Origin of the sequence: Evansella sp. AB-rgal1, from assembly GCF_041820985.1 — a bacterium.
In the GTDB taxonomy this organism is placed as follows: Bacteria; Bacillota; Bacilli; order Bacillales; family Salisediminibacteriaceae; genus Evansella.
In genome coordinates this window covers 45,271-65,120 of the sequence record NZ_JBGUAU010000030.1, presented here as the reverse complement: position 1 = coordinate 65,120, position 19,850 = coordinate 45,271, and the positions used below count along the sequence as shown (strand labels likewise).

Here is a 19,850-nt window from a genome sequence, read left to right as displayed (position 1 = left end):
AATCGCCCAACCCGCACATATATTGCGCAAACCCGCACATAAATCCACTACCTCATAACATAAATCAAGTAATCACGTTAATTTGTCGTGTAAGATAAACAATTCCTTGGACATGTGTTAAATGTTTGTTAAAATGGGGAAGCATATAACCATAAGTAATAGGCAGAGCTACATAGAAAGGAGCTACTACATGAGCGACGTAACACAACATGGGAAGGAAGCAAAGATCACAATTCTTCATGAGAGAATGGAGAATATGATTACTATGCTTGATTCCATTGACCCTGAAAAGGCTGGCGTAGAGGATATTGATTTAATTATTTCTATGCTTGATGAGATTGAAGAAAAATGTCAGCAATATCGCCGTGAGATGAATGGCGAGTAATTAATATATAGTTTTCAAGGGCATTGAAAAAGTTTAAAACAGAACTTTTTAGTGTCCTTTATTTTTTTACGGTGTCTCTTAACAAAATGAGATGCTTTTTTTATTTGGATAAGTGATAAGATGGAGGTGAGACAACAAAGGGGACGTAGAGTGAATGATAATTATTTTCCTTTATGTAATTGCAGCAATCACGATTCTTATAGCTGTTGTAAGTGGATTTTATACAGGATCATTTTTAGGCTTTTTATTAATTATGTTTGGTGGAGTTTCTACAGCAATTATCATGATTGCTCTTGCAATGATAATAGAATACCAAGAACGTATATATTATTTACTTCAATACAAAGATAAGCAACAAAGAAAATTATTAAAAATTGATAAAAAGGAATGCACTAACTGTCAAAAAAAGCATGATTTTGATATGAATTCTTGTCCATATTGTGGTTTTAGGGAACCACTTAAGTAGAATCATATGGATAATATTCTAATATCTGCACACCTTACTATTATTCGCGAAAAAAAGGAGTGTAGGACTTTGAGAAAGTTTTTTGTATGGTTTATGATTGGTATTTTAACGATTGGGGCAATTGGGTTTGCGCCAACAATGACTGGAGCAGAAGATGTAGATGTGGCAGATGTAACATTAACGGAGGAGCAGAAAAATGAAATGGAAGCTCTTCAGAAACAAGCTCTAGATCAGAAAAAAGAGATTATTAACAAATATGTAGAGTATGGTGTTTTTACAGAGGATAAAGGAAAAAAGATCATCTCTCATTTTGAGAAACATTATAATATGCTTGAAAAGAATGGCTTTGTACCAAAATGGGATAAAAAGAGAAAACACTGTAATGATGATGAAGAATAGTATTACATAAGAAAAAGCGCAAGGCGCCCTCTCAGGACCGAAATGCAAATGTTCTGGACGATAAAAAGTGCTTTTTACTTTTTAATCGGCCAGATTATTCGACACGAGGTCCTGGCGCCTGGAGCTAGACACCTTTCTAAGTTCAAAAAAATTTTATAAATTCTTATCTTTTAAAAAAGGAACACGGAAAAAGGTTGGAACTCCTATTCCGTGTTCCTCTTTATTTGTTGGAAAATCCTTGTTTTTTTAGTGCAGGAGTTATGTTATCCATATAGGATGTAACTCCCTCTGAATAATATTTAGAAATCCCACTTGACCAGTTACGATCTACCTTCCCATTAGAACGCTTTAGCATATAATCGGAGATTGTTTTGTCATATTGATCTATATGATCTTTCATATTTTCTTTTACATACTTTTCCTTATGGAGCACAGCTTCTAATGAAAATCGAGGTTTTGTAGCTGATAGATCGTTCGGATAACCCACCACTAAACCTGATATAGGAAAAACGTAGTTGGGGAGTTCTAACAAATCAATAACTTCTTCCACATTTTTACGAATTCCGCCGATAGGAACAGTTCCTAATTTTAATGATTCTGCTGCAGCAATGGCATTTCCCATCGCAATACCAACATCTGTTGATCCGATTAATAGTGCTTCTACACTATCTACAACAGGAAATGGTTCACCATTTTTTTCTGCTGCAAGCTTACCACGATAAAAATCAATACAGAACACAAAGAAAACAGGCGCTTTATCAACATAAGGTTGATTTCCTACTAACTCTGCTAATTTAGCCTTTTTTTCTCTATCTTTCACTTCAACAACAGATACTTGCTGTCCGTTTACCCAGTTCGCACCAGCCATGGCCGATGTAATAATAGTATGAATGTCCTTTTCCTCAATAGCTTCTTCCTTATAATCTCGAATCGATCGATGATTATTTAATAATTCAATAACCTCATTCATGAATATCTCTCCAATCTTATAAAAACATGTGTTTAGTATAACAATGCAAGAAGTATCCTTCCAATATATACTCGTTGTCAATAGGATTCCAACCAGGGAGTGGGCAGTAGCGAAAGGGATAATTAACAACAAAGTTAGCAATTTTAGATAAGTTAACCACTAATTGTTGATATACGTATTTCATGAAGACTTACCAGAATAAGCTTTCCATTATCTATGTAGAAAGAAATATACTATACTTATACTAGATATTTAAGTTCATATTTTTATCAAATAGCAATATATCTATAAAATGCGAGGTGAAGACATGGAAGTATATTTTATCCGGCACGGGCAGTCAGAAGCAAATTTAAAAGGAATAATACAAGGGCATGCTGATTTTCCATTGTCTAGTTTAGGGAAAAAGCAAGCTACAATGGTAGGGCAAGCATTAGCGAATATCCCTCTAAATAGTATCTATAGTAGTGACTTACAACGTGCTTTTCATACAGCAGAAGCTATTTCAGAACATCATTCACAAACTATTAAAACTTGGAAAGAAGTCCGTGAAGTAGGTTTGGGTCCTTTAGAGGGATTAAAAAGGGAAGAGATGTTACTAAAATACCCACAAATAAAAAATAACTCACTTTTAACATCTGGAGTATCAGGTACAGAGACTCTCCAATCTATTACAACTAGATGTGAATCTGTTTTCAATCACCTTATGGAAAATCATAAAAATGAATCTGTAGCTATCGTATCTCACGGTGGTTTTATCAGTATTCTTCTTATGTATTTGATGGCAAGAGATCGTTGGAATGAGTTTAATAGACCCTTTATTATTGGAAATACTGGAGTTTCTAAAATCGAAATAGATGAGACTACAGGAGCAGCAAAATTTCATTATGTGAATCAAACATCTCATCTAGAAGTAGAAGGAATGAAAACTTCAACCGTATTTTATTAGATGCGGAATGAAAATACGTTGAGAAGTATATGGGCAAGTACTTAGGTGGAATTCCTGAGGATGCTTGCCAGCACCACACAGCATAGAAATAGTCTGACGCACGTATTTTCAGGATAGACAAAACTTAACAACGTTTCTCAACTACCATATTTCTTATCTATCAATTCTAAATTCAATGTCAATTGCAAAGGGTTTCATAGTATAATAATATTTGTGAAAAAAGAAGGAAGAGGAGTGTTGTCGCATGGAAAAATTTCGTCAAAGTATGTACGATTTAATTGTTCAAACTTCAACAAACTTACCATATGACGTACGAAGAGCCATTCGGAAAGCAAAAGAAAGAGAGAACGCAGGAACTCGCGCAGCGTTATCTCTAGCAACAATTACACAAAATATTGAAATGGCAGATGATAATGTATTGCCAATTTGTCAGGACACTGGAATGTTAACATTTGAAATTAAAGTTCCTGTTGGTACAAATCAACTAGTCTTAGAAGAGAGTATTTATGATGCGATCCGTCAAGCAACAAAAGATGGAAAGCTTCGTCCGAATTCTGTTGACTCTTTAACGGGTGAAAATAGTGGAGATAATATTGGTCCTGGAACACCAATAATACATTTTCATCAATGGGAAAAAGATTATATAGATGCTCGCTTAATCGTCAAAGGTGGGGGCTGTGAGAACAAAAATATTCAATATAGCTTACCGATGGAAATTGAGGGGCTCGGTCGTGCAGGACGTGATTTAGACGGTATCCGTAAGTGTATCCTTCATTCTGTATACCAAGCTCAAGGGCAAGGCTGTAGCGCAGGTTTTATCGGTGTAGGAATTGGGGGAGACCGCATTTCAGGGTATGAATTGGCTAAAAAACAGCTGTTCCGTGATGTGAGTGATATCAATGAAAATGAAAAGCTTCAGCAATTAGAAGATTATATTTTAGAGAAGGCAAATACACTAGGAATTGGAACGATGGGCTTTGGAGGAGAAGCGACATTGTTAGGCTGTAAAATTGGTGTAATGAATCGCCTTCCAGCTAGTTTCTTCGTTTCTGTTGCCTATAATTGTTGGGCATTCCGCCGTCTTGGTGTGGAGTTAGATGCAAACTCTGGTGAGATTCAAGGTTGGTTATACCAAGAAGGAGAAAAAATTAATTTTAAAGAAGAAAATGAAGCAGCAGCAAAGGAATCCCAAGGAGATGCGCGAGAAGTTGTCCTTCAAGCTCCAATATCAGAAGAGCAGATTCGCGAACTAAAAGTGGGAGATGTTGTTGTTATTAATGGTGATCTACACACTGGTCGTGATGCAATACACCATTATTTAATGGAGCATGATGCCCCAATTGATTTGAATGGACAAATTATTTATCACTGTGGTCCGGTAATGTTAAAGGATACAGAAGGGGAATGGCATGTTAAAGCTGCTGGACCTACAACTAGTATCCGTGAAGAGCCTTATCAAGGTGACATTATGAAAAAGTTCGGGATCCGTGCAGTTATCGGAAAAGGTGGTATGGGTCCGAAAACATTAAAGGCTCTAGAAGAACATGGTGGTGTATATTTAAACGCGATTGGTGGAGCAGCGCAATACTATGCCGACTGTATAAAAAAAGTTGATAGCGTTGACTTAATGGAATTCGGAATTCCAGAAGCAATGTGGCATCTAAAGGTAGAAGGTTTCCGTGCTATTGTAACCATGGATTCCCATGGAAACAGTCTTCACCAGGATGTGGATAAAACATCATTTGAACGCTTAGAACTTCATAAAGAAAAAGTATTCTCTTAATTGCAGAATGAACAATGATTGTTTAAAAGCTCTAGCGATGGATTGATTTAATCGCTAGAGCTTTTTATATTGCATCGAAACACTGAGTTTTTCTGTGATAATTATTGAAAAATAGTAAACCATAACAACACTAGTATCACAGAAAAATGGTTAAGGAGTGGGTAAGGTGCGTCATGTTAAAGCATTAGCAATGAAATACGGAATCGTGTTAATTGTTACTCTTTCCGTCTTATCTTTGTTTGGAGTACCTTTATCTTGGATTTTATTTGTAACATTTCTAATAATCCTACCTGCTTACGTATTAGGAGATCTTTATATTTATCCTCGATACGGAAGTGTCATTGCAGCAGCAGCAGATTTTGGGTTATATACAGTTGCCTTATGGATTATTTTGTTTCTATTTGTGGATAGAACTGCTACAAGTATTCAAAACGCTATATTTGCATCTATCTTTATAACATTTGTGGAATCCTTGTATCACGAGTTCATCATTGCTAAAATGCTAAATATTAAAAAGGAAGAATATATGCGCAATCCTTATGTGTTTCTAACGGAGTTTTCCGAAGAACATGATGTTTCTGATTTAAAAGAGGATAAGAAAGAACCGAAAAGCGATTCAGCCCAAGATTAACTGAAGCTATTGAATCTTTTATCCTGTAATGATATAGTAACTCCAATGTATCTGTAAAAGGTGCAGAATAGAGTTCAAGGAGTGATTATATTGGCTATTTCGAAAGCGAAAAAACAGCGCATGAAACTCATTCGCGAAGGTATCAGGAATCCTGAATTAAGTCGAAGTCCTTTTGTTTTTCAGGACATGCGAACAAGGAAAACAAAAACAAAGAAAGATCATATGTATCAACACAAAAATAAACACCAGAATTTCCAAAACGGAGATACTGGTGTTTATTTTTATTTAAAGATATATAAAAAATTGCAAAGGTATAAGAAAATGTCATGACTGGAGTTTATGTGTATATAATGTAATATCTTCAATTTAGTTAATTTTTTTATTGATATAAAATGTAAATAAATGTAAAATAGATGTATAAAGAATTAAGTAAATAGTTTCCCTATATGGTGGAGAAATCCATCCTTGTATTGAATTAGGGAGTGGATAATGTAGATGCTGTTCATTTCAAAAAAAACGAAAAGGTACCGTGGACAAAATTGTTGAACCTCTCTTATACGGAGTGGTTTTCTTTACTTAATGGACAATGTAATTTTTTTCAGGAAGCTCAGAGACTACTAGGGGAAAATGTGCTGGCGAGACACTAGGAAATCGATAAACCTGGAATAAATAACAACAAAACCGTCTAACAGAGCCCTATTTTTAAAAAGATTGTTAGAATAATTCACGGGATACCATGGATTGATTAGGATTAATAACCATTAATCATTTCTGTTTAGAGAGAGCCGCGTTTACTTGGGATTTCTAGAGTATCTTAAAAAATTCCTGATAAATAATCTTACCAATTTGATGATAAAAATCTTTCAAGCGTTTATCGTTATTAATGAAACATAACATTCGTTGTATTTATCACTAACACAGAATTTTAAAAAAGGATGATTAGTTTACTATAAATGATTCCCTTATATAGATAACTTTGGATATCGCAATTACCATTTAACCCTTATATAAAGCCACTAATGACTATTTATAAAGGGGGGATGTAGACGTACATTCTTGAACAGAGATAAGTATAATAGCGTCGGAGTCTGGATGATGTCAATACATTATAATGTAATTGGAGGTTATGATAGATGTCTAAATTTATACAAGATGCTATCAAGATGAAGAGAAAATATTTAATAAATAAATTATTGAATTTAGGAATATATAAAAAAGGCGATCAACACCTTTATGAATTAACATTAACACAATTAGAGGAAGAATTTCGCATACTAGAAAAGAAAAAGCATGAACTTATTAGTAAATAGTCCACATATTATCTTTTCTAGTGGACGTTATACGATTCTATAGAATGAATCAACATGGAATTAGAAAGAAACATAGTATTGGTTTTATTTTTAGGAGTCAAAGGTAGAGTGCCTTTGACTCCTATTAAAATTTAAATAAAAAAAAGTGCTTATAAATGATTAAATAATTCTATGTAGGACAAAATAAAAAAGCAACACCAAAGAATTAAAGTAATGGCAATAAGCTAGGAGGAAATTGAGAATGGAACATGGTAAGGTAAAATGGTTTAACGGTGAAAAAGGCTTTGGATTCATTGAAAGAGAAAATGGAGATGACGTATTTGTCCACTTCTCAGCCATTCAAGGCGAGGGGTTCAAAACATTAGATGAAGGACAAGCAGTAACGTTTGACATTGAGGATGGACAAAGAGGTCCTCAAGCAACAAACGTAAACAAAGCATAAATCAGCGCCTAAATCAGCCAAAAAAACAGACTCTCCTACGAGTCTGTTTTTATTCTGTTTAGGAATGTTTGGTTTACATCGCATATTCACTAACTTCCCAGAGAATCACTTGGTCCATTCCCTATTCTTTAGAACTATAATACTATACAGCCAAAATTTGATTTAATGTAGGTTTTTTCAGTTGTTGAAACTGCTACCATCATAAAATGAAATCAAAACCATGTATGAAATCGAAGATAAGGAAAAAGACTAACATTATAAAATAGAATTCATGAAGAAGCGAAGGTGAATCTCATGACAAAACGAATCATAATAGGTATATTTCTCCTCATTAGCTTAACTATTGCGAATTCAACAGAAGCTGCATTCGATAATACAGAACATAATTGGAGTTTTAACCCTTCCAAAAATAATGAGCCATCTAGAACGGAGCCATTATATGAAGAACTGTTATCAAAATATGGTGGTTATTGGATAGGTGATACATCCAAGAAAGAATTATACTTAACGTTTGATAACGGATATGAAAATGGATATACAGCAGAAATTTTGGACGTTTTGAAAGAGAAGAATGTACCTGCAACCTTTTTTGTAACAGGACATTATATTAAAAACGAGGGAACTTTAATAAAACGAATGGTGGATGAAGGACATATTATTGGAAACCATTCGTACCATCATCCTAGTTTACCAGCAGTGTCAGATGAAAGACTTATCAGAGAGTTAGAAAACTTGAGGGAGTTATATAAAGAAGTTACTGGAAGAGACGACATGAGGTATCTTCGCCCACCAAGAGGTACATTTAGTGAGCGGTCGTTAGCAAAGTCAGCCGAATTAGGTTATATAAACGTATTCTGGTCTTTTGCTTATAAAGATTGGGAAACGGACAATCAAAAAGGGGAACAGTATGCCTATGACAATATTATGAAACGAGTTCATCCAGGTGCCATCATGCTTTTACATTCTGTTTCAAGTGATAATGCCAAGGCACTACCGAAAGCAATTGATGAGTTAATAAAACAAGGCTATACATTCAAGAGTCTGGATGACCTTACAATAAGTAATGGAATATTTGGAGTAAGATAAGATAATTAACTTTCTGCAGTTTAGTCAAAAATAAAGCCACTGAAAAGAGACTCTTCAGTGGCTTTATGGGATAAACGGTTTTCTGGATGATAAAATATTGAGTAGAGTTTACTATCTTTAATTGGCAAAGCCCAACTCTCCAATTGCTTCTGCAATTGTTTCAAGCGTACTAACATCTGTTACATCAAAAGCAATTGCCTCGCGAGTACGAACAACTAACACACCTAAATTATCTTGATCAGATGTTTTAATCGGAAACTTCAATTCGCTATTTGATTCCCACGTTAGATCGTCTTCTTTGTCTGATGCTGCCATTAATTTAACAGTGGAAGCATTGTCATAGAAGTAAATGCCTGCCCAATGGATATAGGGAACTTGTTCTACTAAGCTATTTACTGTTTTTTCTAAAATATCTTGTAAGTTCTTTTTTTTGTATACTTCAGCCATTATTTGTAATGAAGCTACATCTGTTGGAATTGACACACCAATCTCTCCCTTTTAAAAATATCGCAAGTTCATTTTATCAGAGGTAGACATAAAAAGGGGCTGCCAAGTTAAGGAAAGACGTAACTCGGTGACTTATGTGAGAACAAGAATCCACGTATATCGTGTGGTTATAACATGTTATTAAAGTTACTTTTAATTTTTACCAATCAACCAAAAGGTACTATCTTCTTTGATTAGAATGGATAAAAACAACGATATAGCAAAATATATACATAAAACCGATGAACTGAGTGTGAAAAGATATGTCGGAAAATACTACAGCACAAGTAGATCAACGCTATAAAAAAGGTTTAATGACACCAACCAATGCCAACATCGTGCAATTTCGTAATCCCACTGTCGTAATGTGGTGGGCTGCAGCGATTCCTGGCTATGGGCATGTGATGTTAGGTAAGTACATAAAAGGATTTCTGTTAATTGTTTGGGAGTTCACTGTGAATTATAATTCTAAGCTAAATACTGCAATTATGTATACTTTTATTGGGAATTTCGAAGCAGCTATCAATGTATTAGATTTGAATTGGATACTCCTCTATGTTCCTGTTTATTTATACAGTATATGGGACAGTAGGCGCGTAGCGATTGACCAAAACAAATACGCTCTTTTGGCTGATATGTCCTGGTCTGTTGCAAAGGTAGATTCCATTTCCTTTTCTGCAATGGAAAAAAATTATTTAGATAAGAGAAAAACGTGGTTAGCGATCTTTTGGTCTCTGATTACGCCAGGATTAGGACACTTATATGCAAACAGACTTCCAACAGGTTTTTATATCCTTGTTTGGTTCGTGATAGCTGTATACTTCTCAAACATATTACCAAGTATTCATTACACGTTTTTAGGACAGTTCGATAAGGTATTCGAGGTTATTAATCCACAATGGGCTCTCTTTGTACCTTCCATGTATTGCTTTGCACCATATGATGCATATTTACAATGTGATAGCTTTAACAAATTAATGGCAAAGCAATAAAGTTATTTTTTAATGGAAAATTATCAACAACCATCCTTTAAAAGTAAAACGAACTTTTTCTCGAAACGAGTTGATGAAATGAACGTTGTAGCATCCTTTGATCATTCGATTTATCTAGAAATGGCAATTAAAGAGTTAGAGAGACATGGAATAAATAAAGATAATATTTTCTCAATTCCATTAACGGAGAAGAAAAAGCCAAAGAAGAACAGTGAAATTATTCGAAGTTCTGGATTTTCTTTACTAGATGTTACTTTTGCTTTTGGAACGGTATTTTCTTTATTTGGAGTAATTTACGGGTTTGTTCTATCCTGGGGCCCTGTGGCATGGGGCTTAATAGGGTTATTTTTCGGATGGGGTCTCGGTTTCAGTTTAGATCTATGGATAAGGAAGAAGCAGTTTAAGCTGGAGAAGAAGAAAGGTAAGGGTGGTGAAGTAATGCTCATCATTCACTGTGCGAAAGAACGGGTTACGTTGGTGAAGGAAATCCTGTTCGATCATTATACACTTGGATTACAAGTGATTGAAGAGGAATATAAAGACGGTGTATATTAAAAAACGAGACAGTTGGAGGCGGGTTATGGCTTATAAAAAAGAAAGAATGATATTAACAATGTCGTGGTTGGTAACAGCAGTATTACTCCTACTATTCATTCCAAAAAATAAAATACGGGAAGCTCACGTATCGTTTCTATTTAAACAAGTAATAACATGGTTATTTGGGTTGGTAGTAGTAGAAAAAGGGCTAATAAAATATCCTGTACGAATATTCAAAAAAGCTAATAAAGCTAGCTTTACGTTCGAGTATTTTGTTTATCCAGCATTATGTTCTATTTTTAATATTTACTTTCCAGAAAGAAAAGGCTTATTTCATAGAGGACTATACTATACTTTCCATACATCCATCATTATTTTATTTGAGATTTATGCAGTGAAATACACAAAGTTAATAAAATATCCAAAATGGAGATGGTATTGGAGTTTCATTTCCATTTGGATGACGTATTATTTTGCTCGAGTTTATTATTGCTGGTTTTTCCAAAAGGATGGGGAAGGCAAATCAATATGAATGAATAATGTATTTTATTAAAACACTTGGTTTTTCAGTAACCAAGTGTTTTAATAATGATGCACTATGGTTTTTTTATTAACTCAAAAGTGAAATAATGAATATGAATATATAATATGTAATTATAGCAGGGGTGGAAACGTGAAGGGTAATAGATCAGAAAGTAATCAATTGAAAATAAAGGAAGGTCAACGGTTTCCTTTGACAATAAAAAGAATGGGTATTGATGGAGAGGGAGTAGGATTTTTTAAGCGGCAAGTCGTGTTTGTTCCTGGAGCTCTTCCAGGAGAAGAAATTGTATGCGAAGTAACAAAAGCTCAAGGGAAGTTTGCCCAAGGTAAAATTGTAAAGCTTCGAAAGCCATCTGCTGACCGAATTGCCCCTCCTTGTCCAGTATATAAAGAGTGTGGTGGATGTCAATTACAGCATTTATCGTATGAAGGACAACTACGGGAGAAGAAGGATATTGTCAGGCAAGCATTTGAACGATATACGAAAATTGATATAGACAAGATTACATTCCAAAATACTATAGGAATGGATAATCCATGGAACTATCGAAATAAAAGTCAGATGCAAGTGGGGCATCGTGATGGGAAAATGATTGCTGGGCTCTATAGTTCCAATAGCCATAAGCTAGTAGATATAGGTGATTGCATCGTTCAGCACCCTCAAACAAATAAAGTGACAAATGTTGTAAAGCAAATTGCTAATGATATGAATATTTATCCATATAATGAGCGGAAGAATTCTGGAATTCTTCGAACGATTATAACCAGAGTAGGGTTTGAAACAGGGGAATATCAAGTAGTACTCGTAACCTCAAAGAGAGAGATACCAAGAGTAGATTTACTCGTTCAAGAAATAAAGAGAAGATTGCCAGATGTAACATCTATTGTACAAAATATTAATCCGAAAAAAACGTCTCTCATTTTTGGTGATGAATCAATTATTTTAGATGGTAAGGAAAAAATAGAGGAAACGATGAGTGAATTTCGATTTAACTTATCACCACGTGCATTCTTTCAGTTAAATCCAATCCAAACAAAAAAGTTGTATGATGCAGCGAAAAAAGCAGCATCTTTAACAGGAAAAGAAAAAGTTGTGGATGCCTACTGTGGTGTTGGTACTATAGGTCTCTGGTTAGCGGATGGTGCGCGTGAGTTGCGAGGAATGGACGTCATCGCGGAGTCTATTGAGGATGCAAAAAGAAACGCTGAAGCACATGGCATAGAGCATGCTGAGTATGTTGTTGGAAAAGCAGAGACATGGCTTCCTAGATGGGAGAATGAGGGATGGCACCCAGATGTTGTCGTGGTAGACCCACCTCGAACAGGCTTAGATGCAACGTTTATTGAAACACTTTTAAGAATCAAACCGAAAAGAATCGTTTACGTTTCATGTAATCCCTCAACATTGGCGAAGAATGTGAATGATTTAAGCAAAGACTATAAACTCATATCATTACAGCCTGTTGACATGTTTCCCCAAACAGCGCAGGTGGAATGTGTAGCGTTATTAGAGAGATGAATTTAGAGAGAATTAGGATGTATGAATCCTAATTCTTTTTTTATATAAAAAATAAGAAATGTACTTCTTGGTTATATTAACAGTAATATTAAATATTTATTGGTTTTGATCTGGTATAGAAAATGCATATTAGTAAATTTAGGACTAAAATCGAGGTACTTATATGAATAACAGCAAAGCTACTGAAAATGCCCGTTATTACCGTGCATACGTCAGTTCCTATAACACAAATATAATTCAATTAAAGACCCCTTGGGTTCCTGCATGGTGGTCTGCGGCATTTCCTGGTATGGGGCATTTAATGCATGGTGCTTATACTAAGGGATTTGTTCTCTTTATTTGGGAATTAGTAATAAATGTAAACTCGAAAATCAACCTATCAATGGTTTACTCCTTTACCGGACAATTTGACTTAGCAAAGGAAGTTATTAATACAAGGTGGGTACTTCTCTATATTCCCGTTTACATTATTTCCATTTGGGACTCATATCGAAAAACAGTAGATATTAATAAGCTATATGTTCTAGCGAGTGAAGAAAAAGCACCGATTGTTCCATTTAACTTAACCGCAATGGGTTTAAACTTTTTAGATAGGAGACAACCAAGACTTGCACTATTATGGTCTATTTTAATGCCAGGTATGGGGCATTTGTATTTAAAAAGGATACCAACTGGATTTTTTCTATTGCTAGTATGGATTGTATGCACGTATTTTTCAAATATCTTAACTGGACTCCATCTAACATTATTAGGGAATTTTTCAGAAGCTACCAATGTCCTTGATATTCAATGGGCTTTATTTCTCCCATCTCTATATGGATTTGCTCTTTATGACGCTTATACATTGGCTGTTGAATATAACAAATTATACAAAACGGAACAAGCTGAGTATTTAAAAAGAGAGTATCAACTGTATGATTTAAAAATAAATAATTTATGAATTAGGGTGAATTTATGTTAGTTGTATCTTCATTTGAACAAAATGAATCTCTGGAAGTAGCAATTGTGGAGTTAAAGAATAACGGGATTACAAAAGACAAAATATTGGCTGTTCCATTCGAAAAAAGAAGGAATGATAAGCAACTGTTTGATAGTATTCATCGTTCTGATGGGGTTAGTCTTTTTGATATTGCTGCAGCACTAGGAACAATTTTTGCAGTTCTTGGAGCAAGCTATGGGTTTGTACTAACGTGGGGGCCAATTATATGGGGATTGATTGGATGTGCATTTGGGGCTTTTTTAGGATTTGTTATTGATTACTTTTTGACAAAGCGAAAGATGAAAGAAAGCATAAAGTTACCCTCTTCTTTTACGGAAGTAGTACTTATTGTTGAGTGCAATGAAAGCAAAAGTGAGGTAGTACAAAATATCCTCTGGTCAAATCTTGCGTTAGGAGTAGCGAAAGTCAAGAACAATGCAGGTTAAAGGGGGGAAGTAATACATACAATTGGAAGTAGTGAATGTGGTTGTTATAGTTATTCAAGATAAACACATAGGTGGGATCACAAATGCCTGAATTACCTGAAATGGAAAACTATAGACGTTTATTAAATGAAAAGATTCGTGGTAAAACAATTATTAACGTGGAAGTTACAAGAGAGAAATCTGTGAATCTAGATGTTAAGAGATTTCGAGAGGAGGTCCAAGGATCAAAAATAACGGGAGTCGAACGTCGTGCAAAATACCTAATTTTTAAATTAGATTCTGGAAAAAATCTGCTTTTACATCTTATGCTCGGTGGCTTGATTTATTTAGATTTAGGAAACGATGAGATTGATAGAACGAAACAAGTAACACTCTCTTTTGGAAATCTAAATTTATTTTTCATCGGCTTACGATTAGGTTTCTTACATTTGTTATCAAATGAAGAGTTAGAAAAAACGCTATCTGAGTTAGGTCCAGAACCATTAGACCCGTCCTTTTCCATACAAGTATTTCAACAAGTAATTGCTAAACGTAGAGGTGTATTAAAGTCCACGTTGGTAAACCAAAAGTTTCTAGCTGGAATAGGAAATTTGTATTCCGATGAAATTTGTTTTGAAGCGAAATTATTACCCAAGAAAAAAATAAGCGACCTAGTAGATGAAGAAAAAATAGAATTATATAAAAGTATTCAATCCATTTTGCTTAGAGGAATTATACTTGGTGGATATATGGAGTTACCTGTCTTTAAAGGGGACAAAGTAACTGGAAGGTATAATGATAACTGCTATGTTTATGATAGGGAAGGGGAATCATGTCATCGTTGTAATGGGGTTATTGTGAGGGATAAAATATCTTCCCAAAAATCATTTTATTGTCCTCTATGTCAAACGTAACAGCTTTGTTAGGCCCAATAATATTGCATTTCTAGTAAACTAATTTTATAATTAACAGAATATATTTCGAAAGCGCTTTACTAAATAGTTAAAGCCTTTAAATATTTTTTAATAACGCAATGAAAAATAGATCATAATTATATTGAAAAAAGCGAAAGTAGAGCGGTGTACAGATAATATGGCAATTATACATTTCCCAAAAGATAGGAAGTAGGGGAAATGAAATACTGGATTACAATTAATGAGCCATGGTGTGTTTCATTTTTATCTAATTTCATTGGAGCACATGCACCAGGGAAGAAAGATTTACAAATAGCTATGGATGTAGCACATAATTTACTAGTTGCTCATGGAAAAATTGTTAGGAAATTCAGAGAACTGGGTATAGAAGGTCAAATAGGAGTTGCTCCCAACATGGAGTGGATTGAACCATACACAGACAAGCATGAAGACGTAGATGCATGTAAAAGAGCAGGTGCATTCTTTATTGAGTGGGTTCTTTGATACAGTTTTTAAAGGTGCTTATCCAAAATTTATGGATGATTGGTTTAAAAAAAGGAGTAGCCCCAACGTGATAGATGGGGATATGGATTTGATTCATCAGCCTATCGATTTTTTAGGTATTAACTATTATAGAGGAAGTGTTGGACGTCATACCGAAGATAATTGGTTGTTTGATCACGAAAGAGTGGACATACGATATTCTAAAATAGATATTGATTGGAATATATATCCAGATGGGTTCTAAAAAATAAATAACTTAAAGCAGCACTTAACTGCTTTGAACAGAGCAAAATATAATGGTGTAAAAATTAAAGGATATTTAACTTGGTCGCTTTTAGATTATTATGAATGGGCAGAAGGCTATACAATGCTTTTTGGAATAGTTCATGTTAATTATCGAACACAAGAAAGAACGAAAAAGACAGTTTCTATTGGTATAAAAAAACAATTAATAATAATTCTTTGAAGTATAATTCGAAAAAAACAGGAAGATATTTATAGTATGGGTCACCGAAAAAGTAAACACTACTTTTCAGTGACCTTCTCCTATTTTATTTATTTGTACTATGCTGTTTATTAGGTAATTCCTTCGGAGCATTCTTATGACCTTGTCTTTCTTTGTTTCGTTCATCTTTTGCTTGTTTTTCATGCAATTTCTCTACAAATTCATGTGTGCTATCCATTTGTATCCTCCTTTGTTATATCATAGTTTTACTTTATCCAGAGTATTTAAAAACATACTTAGTAAGAAATTACACTTCATTTGCTATACAGAAAGGAATACAATAGATGTTATAATTGTTATCATAAAGGTACATCGTATTTTCTGATCCATGGTGTGAAATCCTAAAAAGATAATTTAGTTAAAATGATTTACCATGTACCTCGAACGGAAAAGGAGAGTTACTATTCATGAGGTTTACAAAAATGATTCCTAATATGTTCACGTTAGGGAATTTATACTGTGGTTTTTTATCCATTGGTTTTGCTGCTGATGGACAATATAATAATGCTGCTATATTAATTTTAATTGGTATGATGCTTGATAGTATGGATGGAAGACTAGCTAGAATGTTAAAAGCCGATAGTACTTTGGGGAAGGAACTAGATTCCTTAGCTGATATCGTTACGTTTGGTGTAGCACCTTCCTTCTTGGTGTATTATACATATTTCTTTCAGTTCGGAATATTAGGGTTTGCGGTCGCAGGATTATTCCCGCTCTTTGGTGCTTACCGTCTAGCAAGGTTTAATGTGAGCACTAATAAATCATCATTGAATTATTTTACAGGAGTACCTATAACTGCCGCAGGAGGTATTTTAGCACTCCTAACGTTATTTGGAGATTTAATTCCACAAATTATCACAACCGTAATTTTTACAGGGCTTTGCTTCTTAATGGTAAGTAAAATTAAAATTCCGAGTTTTAAAGAAATTCCATTACCGAAATATGGTACTATCGTTACGATTTTTATTGGTTGTTTGTTGATTGTTATTTATCGTGGATCTTATAGTCAATTTCCTTATCTTATATACATTGCTACACCTTTGTATATAGCTTACGTTGCATATCGCTTTGTTAAAGGGAAAAGAGGAAAGAATGAGGAATAAGAAAAAGGTGTCACAAATCGTTTTGTGACACTTTTTTCTTTTTTAGGCGTAACTATATTATTTGACCTATGGATAACTAGTTGTGTCATGGAAAGAAGTCCAGATTAAGCGCCTACTTGCTCCTTCTGGCAGGTTATTTGCTGGTCGCTCGCGATCTTTGGCGCTTCCGCTTTTGTTCATTGTAATTCTGGTCGAGTAGCCTTTAATTGTATATAAGCATCAATAAAGGAGGCTGGTTCTTCTTTAATATAATATGTTCGTACACCGCGGCTTGTATGCAAATAAATATATCCGATTGCTCCTTGTTCCTCTTTTCTACGATAGGATATATCAAAGATGGTAGTAATAGGATATTTGTCATGTTTCACAGTTATCATATCATCGTATAGATTCATATCAAAAAAATGTTCCTCATAACGTTTCTCTAGAGGACTTACAACTTGTTTCACTTCATAACATTGATGTGTCGCTAATAAAGTCATTTATTATTTACCCCTTTCTAAAGTAAGAACGGTCACTACAAATTATATAGGATTTGTAGAGGTAATTCTAATTTTAGGAGAGGATTTGAAAAGACAAACCAAGTAAAAGAATGAATAAAGCTAAGATATGAAGGTAGTCAAACTGAACTTTTCTTGTCCATATACTCTTTATAAAAATAGAGTGGAGCTTTGGATTTTTGTATGTTTGATAGGCTACCCATATAGAGACAAATGCTCTAGAAAATCCATAAATCAACCCTAACACTAACCCAAAAGACGGTAGATGAAAAAAACCTAGATACATATATTTCAAGTGAAAGATTGCATAGGGCGTATACGTGAATATTCCTGCGCCTAAAATGGTTCCCCATATCCCCATATTAATATATGGCGTAAAGTTTACCCAGTTGGTTGGTATCTGCCATTTTATCTGGGCAATTGGGATTGATATTAATTTTACTTGGTTTAGAATATAGAGGATAACGAAAATAGTAAGAATAAATATCTTTATAATAGGAGATAGCAACATCGAAATCAGAAAGTAAATAGCTGATATTATAAGGCCGAAGATAGCACCTGAAATGGAAGATAATAATGTAAAAATAAATGCATTAAATAAAAATACCTTCTTTTTCCCTTCACCGAAGGGTTTGACTGCTAAAGTCACATTTATACCTCATGCAGTTCTAATCGTCAATATGCCAGAGAAAAAAGCTATAAATGCCAATAGTATCATATCCAATATCATCACCTACTAGTCTAAATAGTGCATACAGCCACAATCTTCGGTAGTTGGCTGATAAGGAGAATTAGTTACTGGTGTACAATCACAACAAACAATACTCCTACCACGAAATGTGTCACACCAACAACCTGTAACTCGATAACCCCATGAATGCGAAGGTCTATATCCTGGAGGACATTTTGTTTCTAATCCATAACCATCTTTACATTCCTGGGAACAAAATTTTCCATTCGGCTGCCGACAATAACCTAGGTTTTGGTGAAGTTCACACCATGAACGATTTTTTCGACCGAACCCTAATGGAGGGAATTGAAATATTCTTAAAACCCTATGAAACAAGGTATCATATAGAGAATCGACATATGCACTTTTGCTAATCCACTTTGCTATGGTCATATAAAATAATTTAGTTTTTTCATTTGCTAAACTTAGCATTTGTCACTTCTCCTTTCTCAACTTTTCTTTCTTTTCTGCCCCGAGAATGCGTGTTGTAACTGGAATAATCAATATAGAACTGACAACCTTGTTGAAATGAAATCCATTCGTTCCAGTCCTATCCATCTTTTAATATGGATTGAGCATACATGTTAATTTGTTCTTTTGTTCCACATAATCCTTTATCTCGGACTATCCCTTGTTCATCGATAGCAATAGCAAAGGGTGTTACCCTAATCTTAAAACGATGAAACAAACTATCATTCCTATCCCAAAACAATTGCCCTTCAGGAGAGTATTTTCTAATCAAATCTTGAACTTTATTGTCTTCACCAATGAAGACAATCATACAATTAATCATGTGTTGATTACTATGATAAGCACTATTCCATTCTCTCAATAATTGTTGGCAAGGTTTACAGTTTGATGATACAAAAACTAGTAGACTAGACTTTGTTATATGTTCTTGTAAATAAACATGTTGTTTTTCCTTCATGGAATAAATTCGATCATCCTTAGGAAGTGACTTTCCAATAGGAAGACCATCTTTTGCGATTCCATCCCCTGAACTTAAATAAATTTCTCCGAATTGACGAAAGAGAAGAAACAATAAAAAGAAGTTTAATAGGAATAGGCCCCACAGGACAATGACAGAAAAGAATAGAAATTGTTCCATTATCAAGCTCCTTTATTTAAATAAAATTACGATAAATAATACTTAACTTCTTACTTCATGAAGCTTCTTCAATCTTTCTTTGTAGATTTGCCAATAGTAGTGCGTGCTTAGAAGAATTGCTGTTACTATCCCACCAGTAAGTACAGAGATGAATGAATAGTTAATACCGAACGAAGGGATTGAAAGGCTTAAAAAAATAATAAGACATGATAAATAGATATTTTTAAATAATGTATACAAATCTACTTTCGCATTAATCCACCTACCATAACACCCGCAATACACATCTCGTTTTTCTTTCAAAATGAATAGGATCGTTGTTATAAAAACTAAAACTAGAATTGCTAGGAGTACTAATCCAAACCACACTGTATGAGAGAGTAATATTAACAAAGCACCTAAAAGCTCTAGTAGTGGAATTAAAGGGCTAATAATATTTGTAAGTCGTCTCGGAAGTATCTTGTATTCATTAACAAATGTATTGAACTGTCTAAGTGAAAATAATTTGCCTAAAGCTGATAAGAAAAAGAGGAATGTCAAATGAATAATAATAAAACCGTTAATATAACTCAGCATGTACTCACCTT

General features: G+C 34.3%; 24 protein-coding genes and 1 pseudogene. 18 read left to right on the top strand and 7 right to left on the bottom strand.

Annotated elements, in window-relative coordinates; translation table 11 throughout:
* The first annotated feature begins 190 nt into the window (after nucleotides 1-190).
* The 3 genes from ACERII_RS20835 (at nucleotide 191) to ACERII_RS20825 (ending at nucleotide 1,250) form a co-directional block, all read left to right on the top strand.
* The gene (locus ACERII_RS20835; RefSeq protein WP_373644876.1) at nucleotides 191-385 is read left to right on the top strand and encodes an SE1561 family protein; all 195 of its coding nucleotides are present in this window, start codon (nucleotides 191-193) and stop codon (nucleotides 383-385) included.
* Between the two features lie 154 nt (nucleotides 386-539).
* A complete protein-coding gene (locus tag ACERII_RS20830; RefSeq protein ID WP_373644875.1) occupies nucleotides 540-851 on the top strand; it encodes a hypothetical protein in 312 nt (103 codons plus the stop codon).
* Between the two features lie 69 nt (nucleotides 852-920).
* Complete coding sequence (locus tag ACERII_RS20825) at nucleotides 921-1,250, top strand: YckD family protein (RefSeq protein ID WP_373644874.1); 330 nt, start codon at nucleotides 921-923, stop codon at nucleotides 1,248-1,250.
* Between the two features lie 220 nt (nucleotides 1,251-1,470).
* Here ACERII_RS20825 and ACERII_RS20820 read toward each other — a convergent pair whose 3' ends face one another.
* Complete coding sequence (locus ACERII_RS20820) at nucleotides 1,471-2,220, bottom strand: NADPH-dependent oxidoreductase (protein WP_373644872.1); 750 nt, start codon at nucleotides 2,218-2,220, stop codon at nucleotides 1,471-1,473.
* 307 nt (nucleotides 2,221-2,527) lie between these two features.
* Here ACERII_RS20820 and ACERII_RS20815 point away from each other — a divergent pair, with 307 nt between their 5' ends.
* The 6 genes from ACERII_RS20815 (at nucleotide 2,528) to pdaA (ending at nucleotide 8,418) form a co-directional block, all read left to right on the top strand.
* Nucleotides 2,528-3,166: a histidine phosphatase family protein gene (locus ACERII_RS20815; protein ID WP_373644870.1), complete on the top strand. Its 639-nt coding sequence runs from the start codon at nucleotides 2,528-2,530 to the stop codon at nucleotides 3,164-3,166.
* Nucleotides 3,167-3,410: 244 nt separating this feature from the next.
* Entirely contained in the window at nucleotides 3,411-4,949 is a 1,539-nt protein-coding gene (locus tag ACERII_RS20810) for a fumarate hydratase (RefSeq protein WP_373644868.1), read from the top strand.
* A 166-nt stretch (nucleotides 4,950-5,115) separates the two neighbouring features.
* Nucleotides 5,116-5,580, top strand: coding sequence for a YndM family protein (locus ACERII_RS20805; protein ID WP_373644866.1), 465 nt, complete (start codon nucleotides 5,116-5,118; stop codon nucleotides 5,578-5,580).
* A gap of 1,133 nt (nucleotides 5,581-6,713) precedes the next feature.
* Nucleotides 6,714-6,890 carry a Fur-regulated basic protein FbpA gene (locus tag ACERII_RS20800; RefSeq protein WP_373644864.1) on the top strand — a complete coding sequence of 59 codons (177 nt, stop codon included), beginning with the start codon at nucleotides 6,714-6,716 and terminating at the stop codon, nucleotides 6,888-6,890.
* 241 nt (nucleotides 6,891-7,131) lie between these two features.
* On the top strand, nucleotides 7,132-7,332 hold the full coding sequence (locus ACERII_RS20795) for a cold-shock protein (RefSeq protein ID WP_373644862.1): 201 nt from the start codon (nucleotides 7,132-7,134) through the stop codon (nucleotides 7,330-7,332).
* 294 nt (nucleotides 7,333-7,626) lie between these two features.
* A complete protein-coding gene (pdaA, locus tag ACERII_RS20790; RefSeq protein ID WP_373644860.1) occupies nucleotides 7,627-8,418 on the top strand; it encodes a delta-lactam-biosynthetic de-N-acetylase in 792 nt (263 codons plus the stop codon).
* A 117-nt stretch (nucleotides 8,419-8,535) separates the two neighbouring features.
* Here the strand turns inward: pdaA and ACERII_RS20785 are convergent, their stop codons facing one another.
* On the bottom strand, nucleotides 8,536-8,901 hold the full coding sequence (locus ACERII_RS20785) for a GAF domain-containing protein (RefSeq protein ID WP_373644859.1): 366 nt from the start codon (nucleotides 8,899-8,901) through the stop codon (nucleotides 8,536-8,538).
* A gap of 266 nt (nucleotides 8,902-9,167) precedes the next feature.
* Here ACERII_RS20785 and ACERII_RS20780 point away from each other — a divergent pair, with 266 nt between their 5' ends.
* The 8 genes and pseudogenes from ACERII_RS20780 to ACERII_RS20745 form a co-directional block, all read left to right on the top strand.
* Nucleotides 9,168-9,896, top strand: a complete 729-nt coding sequence (locus ACERII_RS20780) for a hypothetical protein (protein ID WP_373644858.1) — start codon at nucleotides 9,168-9,170, stop codon at nucleotides 9,894-9,896.
* Nucleotides 9,897-9,908: 12 nt separating this feature from the next.
* Nucleotides 9,909-10,451, top strand: coding sequence for a hypothetical protein (locus ACERII_RS20775; RefSeq protein ID WP_373644856.1), 543 nt, complete (start codon nucleotides 9,909-9,911; stop codon nucleotides 10,449-10,451).
* Nucleotides 10,452-10,476: 25 nt separating this feature from the next.
* Complete coding sequence (locus ACERII_RS20770) at nucleotides 10,477-10,965, top strand: CBO0543 family protein (protein WP_373644855.1); 489 nt, start codon at nucleotides 10,477-10,479, stop codon at nucleotides 10,963-10,965.
* 141 nt (nucleotides 10,966-11,106) lie between these two features.
* Nucleotides 11,107-12,495: a 23S rRNA (uracil(1939)-C(5))-methyltransferase RlmD gene (gene rlmD / locus ACERII_RS20765; protein ID WP_373644853.1), complete on the top strand. Its 1,389-nt coding sequence runs from the start codon at nucleotides 11,107-11,109 to the stop codon at nucleotides 12,493-12,495.
* Between the two features lie 163 nt (nucleotides 12,496-12,658).
* Complete coding sequence (locus tag ACERII_RS20760) at nucleotides 12,659-13,435, top strand: hypothetical protein (RefSeq protein WP_373644850.1); 777 nt, start codon at nucleotides 12,659-12,661, stop codon at nucleotides 13,433-13,435.
* 14 nt (nucleotides 13,436-13,449) lie between these two features.
* Complete coding sequence (locus ACERII_RS20755) at nucleotides 13,450-13,920, top strand: hypothetical protein (RefSeq protein WP_373644848.1); 471 nt, start codon at nucleotides 13,450-13,452, stop codon at nucleotides 13,918-13,920.
* 83 nt (nucleotides 13,921-14,003) lie between these two features.
* Nucleotides 14,004-14,813: an Fpg/Nei family DNA glycosylase gene (locus ACERII_RS20750; RefSeq protein ID WP_373644847.1), complete on the top strand. Its 810-nt coding sequence runs from the start codon at nucleotides 14,004-14,006 to the stop codon at nucleotides 14,811-14,813.
* Nucleotides 14,814-15,029: 216 nt separating this feature from the next.
* Nucleotides 15,030-15,818, top strand: a pseudogene (locus ACERII_RS20745) (family 1 glycosylhydrolase); the annotation flags it as partial.
* Between the two features lie 50 nt (nucleotides 15,819-15,868).
* On the opposite strand, the gene ACERII_RS20740 reads toward ACERII_RS20745, so the two are convergent.
* The gene (locus ACERII_RS20740) at nucleotides 15,869-16,000 is read right to left on the bottom strand and encodes a DUF4023 domain-containing protein (RefSeq protein WP_373644846.1); all 132 of its coding nucleotides are present in this window, start codon (nucleotides 15,998-16,000) and stop codon (nucleotides 15,869-15,871) included.
* Nucleotides 16,001-16,229: 229 nt separating this feature from the next.
* Between ACERII_RS20740 and pssA the strand changes: the two genes are divergently transcribed.
* Nucleotides 16,230-16,925 carry a CDP-diacylglycerol--serine O-phosphatidyltransferase gene (pssA, locus tag ACERII_RS20735; RefSeq protein WP_373644845.1) on the top strand — a complete coding sequence of 232 codons (696 nt, stop codon included), beginning with the start codon at nucleotides 16,230-16,232 and terminating at the stop codon, nucleotides 16,923-16,925.
* A 176-nt stretch (nucleotides 16,926-17,101) separates the two neighbouring features.
* Here pssA and ACERII_RS20730 read toward each other — a convergent pair whose 3' ends face one another.
* The 4 genes from ACERII_RS20730 to ACERII_RS20715 all read right to left on the bottom strand — a co-directional run bounded on the left by ACERII_RS20730 (nucleotide 17,102) and on the right by ACERII_RS20715 (nucleotide 19,839).
* Nucleotides 17,102-17,407 carry a hypothetical protein gene (locus tag ACERII_RS20730; RefSeq protein WP_373644844.1) on the bottom strand — a complete coding sequence of 102 codons (306 nt, stop codon included), beginning with the start codon at nucleotides 17,405-17,407 and terminating at the stop codon, nucleotides 17,102-17,104.
* Between the two features lie 73 nt (nucleotides 17,408-17,480).
* Entirely contained in the window at nucleotides 17,481-18,074 is a 594-nt protein-coding gene (locus ACERII_RS20725; protein WP_373644842.1) for a hypothetical protein, read from the bottom strand.
* A gap of 631 nt (nucleotides 18,075-18,705) precedes the next feature.
* A complete protein-coding gene (locus ACERII_RS20720; protein WP_373644841.1) occupies nucleotides 18,706-19,263 on the bottom strand; it encodes a thioredoxin-like domain-containing protein in 558 nt (185 codons plus the stop codon).
* 42 nt (nucleotides 19,264-19,305) lie between these two features.
* Nucleotides 19,306-19,839, bottom strand: coding sequence for a MauE/DoxX family redox-associated membrane protein (locus ACERII_RS20715; protein WP_373644840.1), 534 nt, complete (start codon nucleotides 19,837-19,839; stop codon nucleotides 19,306-19,308).
* Nucleotides 19,840-19,850 lie beyond the last annotated feature (11 nt).